The organism is Flavobacteriales bacterium (assembly GCA_013001705.1).
Classification (GTDB): Bacteria; Bacteroidota; Bacteroidia; order Flavobacteriales_D; family JABDKJ01; genus JABDLZ01.
On sequence record JABDLZ010000001.1, the window covers coordinates 1 to 8999 of the forward strand.

Consider the following 8999-nt stretch of genomic DNA (forward strand, 5'->3'; position numbering starts at 1 on the left):
TCTACGTTCTGCCTTAATTTTCTTTGGCTTGTAGAGATAGCCCCATATGGTTAAATTTATGATCCCTTTCCTAGAAAAGGCCCCTACACACGCTATGAATCATTATCGCCTGACCCTACTTCATATACTCTTGGTCCTGTTATGTTATGGACCGATCTCAATCCAAGCACAGAGTTCATTCGGAACTGTCGGTCTAGAAGAGTTGAAAGAGCGGCACGAGGATGAAGACCTCGTGATCACCGATTGGAAAAGGGATTTCCAGTTCAAGTATAGTCCGGTCTCCGGTCTGATGGAGGTGAAGGAGTATTTCCAGATGGACTATCTGAATCTCACAGATGACCCGCTATCCACCATCTACCCGATCTTCGTAGACGATTATTCATCCATCCGCTCCATCAAATCAGGTGGGACCAAGCTGAAGGCGGATCCATTCCCATTCGAGATGGATGGGATCTTCCATCACGATGCAGAAGTGAATCCTGTGCAGGTATATGTCAGGACCGGTACCACCCCTACACGATTGTATTTCCAGAAGGAGTACTCGGACAGCAAATACCTGACGCGCAAATTCTTCGGAGCGCGATATCCGGTCGAGTCCTTCACTCTCACCTTGAAATTCCCGAAGAACAGCGAGGTAGAGGCCTTGCTTTTCTATGGAGAAGAATTTGGGATAAAGATGCGGGAGTACGACCAAGGATTGAACCACGTCATCGAATTCACAGGAGACAGTCTTCCAGCTTTCGAAAAGGAGTCCTTCTCCAAAGGAGCAGCATTCTACGAGCCTCACATCATCATTCTCACTAAAGGGGTCACCATCAACGGGGAGCGCAGAAATCTGCTCTCCACCACCGATGATCTATATGGATGGTATGCCTCCCTTGTCAAAGAGATTGGGAATGAGTCCGATGATCTAGCCGCTTTTACGGCCGATCTGGTCAAAGACTGTCCGGATAGCCGGTGCGAATTGGAGACCATCTACTATTGGGTACAGGATAATATCCGCTACATCGCCTTTGAAGATGGGATTGCCGGTTTCCGTCCTGAAGCATGCCAGGATGTGTTCTACAATAAATACGGTGATTGCAAAGGCATGGCCAATCTCATGACGGAGATGCTCCGGAGCAGGGGGGTAGATGCACGATTGACCTGGATAGGGACTCAGGCCGTACCCTATGATTACAGCATCCCTTCACTATCGGTCGATAATCACATGATATGTACGGTGATCCAAGAGGATGGGTCCTATCTGTTCTTGGACGGAACAGAGAAATTCATCACGCTGGATGATGTCGCAGAACGCATCCAAGGCCGACCCGTGATGATAGAGAACGGTAACAGCTATATCCTTGCAGAAGTTCCCAGTTTCACACATCATCGCAATAAAGAGCTCCTGGAGATCAATTACGCCATTGCGGAGAATAAGCTGACAGGACAGTTCAATTACTCGGTCACCGGGGAAGGAAAAGTACGCATGATGAATCGCTATGCCGATGTTCCAAGTAAGGATCGGTCTGAAGCGCAGCGCTTGTTCTTTAGCAGGGGATTGACCGATATACACATCGGAGAAGGCGAGTATACCGACCTCAAGGAACGCACCGAGGAGATTGCCTGGTCGGCCTCATTCGAGGCAAAGAATCGGGTGAATCAATTCGGGGATGAGCTCTATCTGGACTGGGATATCTATCGCAGTTATGCCCGCAGCAGATTCAAGGAAGAGGATATGGACGATATCAAGGGGGATCTGAATTTCCGCTCAAAGGTCTTCGATATCGAGCGCTACCGTATCGAGCCCATAGAGGGATTCAAGCTCAAGGACCTCCCCGAGGATTTCTCCGTGGATGAAAAGCACTTCAAATTGGAGATCGGCTTCAAGGCCAATGACGATGGCTCCATAGAAATCGAGAAGAAAGTGATCATACCCCATGCATCTATTCCTAATGATGACCTGCATGAATGGAATGAGACCATCGAGAGGCTGGAAGAAGAAGTATACGACAGACCGATCATCTATGAGAAGTTCTGATCGCCATTGGATCCGGCCTACAGAAAACCACTCCCACAAGCAGAACTATATGATCAAGTATTCGGTCTATCTTATTCTATTCCTGTCAGTTATCGCTGCCAATGGTCAAGACATTGCCACAGCATTCGAGGAGGTAAAGCGCCAAGATGATGTAGAAGGATTCGTATGGAAGGACGAGCAGAAATACGAGGATTTCGCCTTGGACAAATTGGACATCTTCCCAGAAGATGATGCGATCATCCTCAAGAAGAATGTCTTTCTGACCACGCAGAAGATCGGTAAGAAACTCCGCTACTGGTTCATGGATAGGGATGTGATCTATATCCGCAATAAGGAAGCCATTGAGGAGTACTCCACCATCCGTCTCAACAACCGGGATGTCAAGGATAAATTCAGTGACCATGCCGTGCGGGTGTTCAAGCAGAATGGCGAGATCATCCACCTGCACAAATCGGACTATATAGAAGATGGGGACGAGTTGAAGGTCGTGGTCCCCAATCTGGAAGAAGGTGATATCGTGGATCAGTACTCATTCGTGCGGGATGAAGCCTTCTTCTATGTCTTCCGTATCCTGGCCGATGATGAGATCTATTTTGCCGACCGCTATCCGGTCTTGGATCACTACTGTGAATTCATCCTCAAGAATGGCTCTTTCTTCAAGTTCATTCCGCTCAACGATGCCCCTGAGGTACAGATTCAGAAGACCGGCCTACCGTATGGAGTCAAAGCCCGTGTGATCATCCATGATCAGGACCGGCCGGCCTATGATGTGGATGAACGCTGGTTCTTCCCCTTCAAGGAATTTCCGGTGGTACGGTATGCACTGGCAGTAGGGAATGGCATGTATGCGGACTTCCAAGCCAACTTCTTTGACAATCAGCAGTTCGCAGTAACAGAGACCACCGACCGCATGGTACGGGAGCTTCTCAAGAGAAGGGTACGCTCTGCTCACAGTACCGCGGGAATCAAGAAGAAATACATCAAACAGATCAAGAAGAACATTGCAGAGAAAGGACTGGTAAGCGATCGGGAAAAGGTGATGGAGTTCTACAAGCAGCTGCTATACACGGTCCATTTCGATCTGAGTTTCTACAATTACTACAACGGCACGGGATACATGATGCCTTATGTGGCCCAGTATTGCAGGGAGATAGGGGTGGATAGCCGCTGGCTCTTCGTGCAACCCAGATTCTTCGGGGATCGAGAAGGCCTTTTCCTGCCCAATGAGCTCTTTACGGTCCTTCAACTTGATTTTGAAGAATCGACAGAATACCTCCAGTTCGTAAGCATGCTTTATCCCTATGGATATTACACACCCTATCTGGAAGACTCCCATGCTTTCTCCGTACCCAATATGGCAGGAGCAGAAACTGGCGGATGGCCTTTGAACAGTATTCAGACATTGACCAGTGATGCCTCTCGCAACCGATTGGATGTAGAAATAGATGTGACATTAGATGAGGATGTATTGTCGGGTACATTGGTGCATTCCCAGTTCGGACATGAATCCTCAGGAAGCACCCGTTCATGCGACAACAGCGAGCATAATTGCTCTACAGTCCAGAGTTTCCTTTCCAAACAGTATCTGGAGAAGTTCAAAGAAGGCTCCAGTGAATACTCCATCGATGAGGTCACCTTGCTTCCCAATGAGGGAGATATAGCAGCGGCTTTGGAGGAATATCAGGAATGGATAATCTCTACAGTCGACAAGGAGATGAAAGAGCGATTCGGTGAGGAGAGTGTTGAGGAGATCACCGAGATGCAAATTCTAAATCCCGGATTGGCACATCCCGATACGGGCTTCAGTTATCAGACGCAGGTCAGCTTCAATGACATGGTCAAGAAGGTAGGTAAGAACCGCTTGGTCCAGATCGGTGCCCTTGTAGGCGGGCAGGTAGAGATGAATCAAGAGTCACGCGAGCGGCAGAGTGATGTGTATTATGGATTTGCCCGCACCTATACCAATGCCATTCGATTCCAGATTCCGGAAGGGTTCTCCGCGGAAGGAGTGGAGGACCTGAATATGGAAGTGGATAACGAGTATGGGGGCTTCCAAAGTATCGCATCTATCGAAGACGATATTCTGAAGATGACCACCACCAAATCCTATAAGACCAATCACATCCCCGTAGAGGATTGGGGTCTCTGTCTGGAATTCTTGGATGCGGCCTATGACCTCAGCCAGAAAAAGATACTGTTGAAGCCTATCGTAGAGTCTACTAGCTCGCCTGAGGAAAGCGATGATCCCGATCAATAGAGCATGATCGATTCCGGTTGGTCCTACCCTCCCATTGGGGAATCCTTTCTTTCATTTTTCAAAGAATTTCATACGAGTGAGCCGCAGACTGGATGTCTGACTGTTCTGTATTTTGTATTCTCCAAGTGAAAGGTTATGAGCGCGAAATACAGTGGATGGATTCCAAGGGCTGGAAACCCAAGCGATTCCAGAGAGAAGCATGGAAAGCAGTCGAAAAAGGTCGTTCGGGACTGATCAATGCACCTACAGGTTCAGGGAAGACTTATTCACTCTGGATCCCCATCACCAGATATATCAAGGACCAAAAGCAGCAGGGCCGTAAGAAAGGACCCTTTGCACTTTGGATAACCCCACTGCGCTCCCTCTCCAAAGAGATCGCCCAAGCAGCCGAGCGCTATATCTCAGAGAACGACCTGGATATCACCGTTGGCATACGGAATGGAGATACCTCACAGACCGAACGTAGACGGCAGAAGACCCATCCACCGGATATGCTGGTGATCACTCCAGAAAGTGTCCATTTGCTCCTTGCTCAAAAGGGAGCAGATTCCTATTTCAAGCATTTGGGCATCATGGTCGTGGATGAGTGGCACGAATTGCTGGGAAGTAAACGCGGAGTGCAAGTGGAATTGGCCCGATGTAGATTGAAGTCTATCTCTTCACGACTACAGACCTGGGGCATCTCGGCCACCATTGGCAATATGGACGAGGCCATGGATGTGCTTATGGGAGATGACCACCCGGAAGGACAGCTCATTTGTTCCAATATTCAGAAACAGATCGAGGTCCGGTCAGTACTTCCAGATGATATCGAGAAGATGCCCTGGGGAGGCCATCTCGGTATCAAGCTATTGGATAAGGTCATCCCGATCATCAAAGCTTCTGAATCCACGCTGATCTTCACCAACACACGGGCACAGTGCGAGATATGGTATCATCATCTGCTAGTAGCAGAGCCGGAGCTGGCCGGGCAGATGGCCATGCATCACGGCAGTATCGCCAAGCCCATTCGCCTCTGGGTAGAAGAAGCACTGCGTCAAGGAGATGCTAAAGTGGTGGTATGCACATCGAGTCTGGATCTGGGTGTGGATTTCACTCCGGTGGATACCGTTATACAGATCGGTGGGCCCAAGGGAGTCTCCAGATTCGTGCAGCGAGCAGGTAGAAGCGGTCATCGTCCCGAGGCGGTCTCTCGGATCCACTTTCTCCCCACACATGCGCTCGAGCTGGTGGAATCCAGCGCCATTCGGGTAGCCATAGAGAGGGGCATGATGGAGGCCCGACCGCCTTTCGTGCTATGCTATGATGTGCTGATCCAGTTCTTGATGACCTTGGCCGTATCCGATGGATTCCGTGCAGAGGAGGTTTTCCAACAAGTGAAGCGCACCCATTGCTACAGGGACTTGGAATGGGATGATTTCCTCCAATTGCTCGATTTCATCCAGCGCGGATCTCCTTCGTTGCGCAATTACGAGGAATTCAAAAAGGTGGAATATGTAGATGGCCTGTACAAGGTGTTCTCCAGGAGGGTGGCCATGCGGCATCGGATGAATATCGGTACCATCGTCTCCGATGCCATGCTGCACGTCAAATTCGTTGGTGGACCGCGCATAGGTATGGTCGAAGAATGGTTCGTCAGTTCATTGAAAGAAGGCGACATCTTCTGGTTTGCGGGAAAAGCCCTACGTCTGGTGCGCATCCATGGTCAGGAGATACAGGTCAGGAAGTCCAAGGCTACCAAAGGAAAAATACCCGCTTGGATGGGAGGGAAGCTGCCTATGAGTTCGCAGTTATCCCTCTTGCTCAGAGAAAGATTCTCTAGAGCCGCTGAAGGAGAAGATCTGGATGAAGAATTGAAGACACTCGCACCCATCATCCAGCGGCAGAAGGAAGTCTCCGTCATACCCGATGCAGGGCAGTTGCTCATGGAGCATTTCGAGACCCGGGATGGTCATCACCTGTGTATCTACCCATTTGAAGGGAAATTCGTGCATGAGGCACTGGCGAGTCTATTGGCCTATCGCATCAGTCTGATCATGCCTATCAGTTTCACCTTTGCTACCAATGACTATGGATTCGAGTTACTCAGTGATAGTCCCATCCCTATAGATGCCATTCTGGACAACGATCTATTCTCACCGATCGACCTCTCGCGGGATCTTTTACGGAGCATGAACAGTGCAGAGCTTACCCAGCGCAGCTTCAGAGATATCGCAGTTATCAGTGGGCTCATCTTCAACGGCTATCCCGGTCAACAGAAAAAGGAGCGACATCTTCAGGCCAGTGCCCGTCTCTTCTATCAGGTTTTCGAGGAGCATGAGCCGGACAATCTACTCCTCAGACAGGCCATATTCGAGACCTTCGAACATCAACTGGAAGAATCGCGCCTGCGATTGACCTTGGAACGCTTCTCCCAACAGGAGTTCAAGATCGTCCATGCTGAAGGTCCCACGCCCTTGAGCTTTCCTATCATCGTCAACAGATTACGGGAGAAATTGAGTTCTGAGAAACTGGAAGACCGTATCAAGAAGCTCCAGATCGCCTATCAGAGATGACTAGATTCGTAGGCCCATGGAATCACCTGATCTGGATAGAAGCGTAGCGACATTCTCCTTTTTGGGACAGGAATTCCTCTTGGAAGATAGAGCGCTATTCTGGGTGGAGCATCGTACATTATTGATTGCAGATGTTCATTTGGGCAAGGCTTCTCATTTCAATCGAAGCGGTGTTCCGGTACCACATTCCATTGAGGATAAGAATCTCCATCGTTGCGAGGAACTCATCAGGACATTTGTTCCCGAGCAGGTCGTATTCATGGGCGACCTCTTCCATGCAGAGAGCAATCCGGCCAATGAACTCTTCAAAGATTGGGTCGGTAGGTTCACAGATGTGCGTTTCATCCTGATCGAGGGGAATCACGATCGATGGAATGCCCGCCTTGGCCGGGATATCGAGGTATCAGCTCGCTTGGAGCTCGGCAATATCACTTTGGTACACGAGCCGCTCGACCCAGAGATCCGTCATATCTGCGGGCATGTACATCCGGCAGTCGGTCTTCGAGGAAAGGGACGCCAGTACGTAAAGGTCCCTGCGTGTATCATCGAGAACAATCGATTGATCATGCCTGCATTTGGAGAGTTCACGGGAATGCACCGGATCAAGATGCAGCGACATATGCAGGCGATTCCCTGTCTCTGAGCGACTGAACGCGCTGCTGCTGCTTTGACTCGATGATCATTATCTCAGGGAATTTGCGATGATTCATTACATTCAACCCTCGACCGAACCAACTATACTGACCGACCAGACGCCATGAGTAAGCGACAATGGTATTCCAATGTCCTGTTCCAAGGATTGACTGCCGAACAACTAGAAGTGATCGCGCCCTTTATCGAAGAGCGGGAATTCCAGCCCAGAGAGGAGATCATGCGTGATGGCGAAGCCGGAGAATTCGCGCTGATGGTGGATACGGGTAGTGTGACCATTCACAAAGGGGAACTCTTGCTCACCGAGCGGGGCGAGGGAGAGCTTGTAGGGATGATGGCCTTGATCGATGATAAGCCCCGCTCGGCTACGGTGATTGCCGGAGAGAATGGTTGTACCGGATTCCTTTTCAATAAAGAGGCTTTGGATATGGTCATGGTCTCAGAATCGGACAGCATCGTCTCCAAGATATTGATGAACTATCTGCGCTATCAGCAGGGAGCTATCCGGCAGACCAATGAACTCGGCCTGCAGGAGACAAGAGCACGGCTTTTCGAAGAGCGACAACGGGTCATGTCAGCTAAGTTCTTTGTGCAGATGGTCCTTGGTTTGATCGTATTCGTCTTCCTTCTCGGTTTCCTTACCGAGCAAGCGAGTGAAGGGGAGAGCACCTTCATCAGTTTTGCACTTCTGACCATTTATGGGGTTTGGTCCTTCTTCTATGTGCGATTGAGCGGCCTACCTATGGAGTCCTTCGGTCTGACCATGGAGAATTTCAGACCGGCCCTGAGCCAAGTGATGAAATGGACCTCAGTATTCATAGGGGTGTTGTTTCTGCTCAAATGGGTGATGGTCACATTTTTTCCAGAGAAATTCGGTACAGAGATCATCGAGTGGTACGGGAATGATGAGGATGCTCTAGGCGCCACTATCCTAGTTGCAACCTTATATTCCATTCATGCGGTGATACAAGAATTCATTGCGCGAGGATGTATCCAAGGCGGACTACTTCAGTTCATCGTTGGACGTGGCTCGGCATTTACCGCCATCCTCGTGGCTACTTTGATGTTCAGCTCATTCCATTTGATGATGGACATCAAATTTGCCATGCTGACCATAATTCCAGGTCTTTTCTGGGGATACCTTTTCTACAAGGAGCGGAACATATTGGCCGTATCGATATCCCATATACTCATCGGATTAGTGGCCATTTTCATGCTCGATATTGTAGGTTGAGCTACTTACGGGCTTTGACAAAGACGATATACCGCATGGATCGAGGGATGAAACGGTCCAATGCGCGATCGATGCGGCCTAGAAATCTGCGTTGAGTCTCATTCCTGCCGAATGCTCCAAAAAATCCGACCGTCTGGTAGCTGACCTCTGAAAAGGAGGAGAGAAGTTCTTCGACTTCATTGAATCTGAGATAGTTCCAGTCATCTCCCCAGGCTACAAAGCGCTTCCGAAGAAAACGATGCAACCTCGATGCCGCAAGATTCTCTGCAAAGAGCAGAT

General features: G+C 49.5%; 6 protein-coding genes. 5 read left to right on the forward strand and 1 reads right to left on the reverse strand.

Annotated elements, in window-relative coordinates; translation table 11 throughout:
- The first annotated feature begins 94 nt into the window (after nt 1–94).
- The 5 genes from HKN79_00005 (at nt 95) to HKN79_00025 (ending at nt 8720) form a co-directional block, all read left to right on the forward strand.
- Nucleotides 95–2023 carry a transglutaminase domain-containing protein gene (locus tag HKN79_00005; GenBank protein NNC81933.1) on the forward strand — a complete coding sequence of 643 codons (1929 nt, stop codon included), beginning with the start codon at nt 95–97 and terminating at the stop codon, nt 2021–2023.
- On the forward strand, nt 2010–4280 hold the full coding sequence (locus tag HKN79_00010) for a hypothetical protein (protein NNC81934.1): 2271 nt from the start codon (nt 2010–2012) through the stop codon (nt 4278–4280). The genes HKN79_00005 and HKN79_00010 overlap by 14 nt, the downstream gene beginning before the upstream one ends.
- A gap of 155 nt (nt 4281–4435) precedes the next feature.
- Nucleotides 4436–6835 carry a ligase-associated DNA damage response DEXH box helicase gene (locus tag HKN79_00015; protein NNC81935.1) on the forward strand — a complete coding sequence of 800 codons (2400 nt, stop codon included), beginning with the start codon at nt 4436–4438 and terminating at the stop codon, nt 6833–6835.
- Between the two features lie 16 nt (nt 6836–6851).
- Nucleotides 6852–7478: a ligase-associated DNA damage response endonuclease PdeM gene (gene pdeM / locus HKN79_00020; GenBank protein NNC81936.1), complete on the forward strand. Its 627-nt coding sequence runs from the start codon at nt 6852–6854 to the stop codon at nt 7476–7478.
- 114 nt (nt 7479–7592) lie between these two features.
- A complete protein-coding gene (locus HKN79_00025) occupies nt 7593–8720 on the forward strand; it encodes a cyclic nucleotide-binding domain-containing protein (GenBank protein NNC81937.1) in 1128 nt (375 codons plus the stop codon).
- A 1-nt stretch (nt 8721) separates the two neighbouring features.
- Here HKN79_00025 and HKN79_00030 read toward each other — a convergent pair whose 3' ends face one another.
- Nucleotides 8722–8964 carry a hypothetical protein gene (locus tag HKN79_00030; protein ID NNC81938.1) on the reverse strand — a complete coding sequence of 81 codons (243 nt, stop codon included), beginning with the start codon at nt 8962–8964 and terminating at the stop codon, nt 8722–8724.
- Nucleotides 8965–8999: the final 35 nt, after the last annotated feature.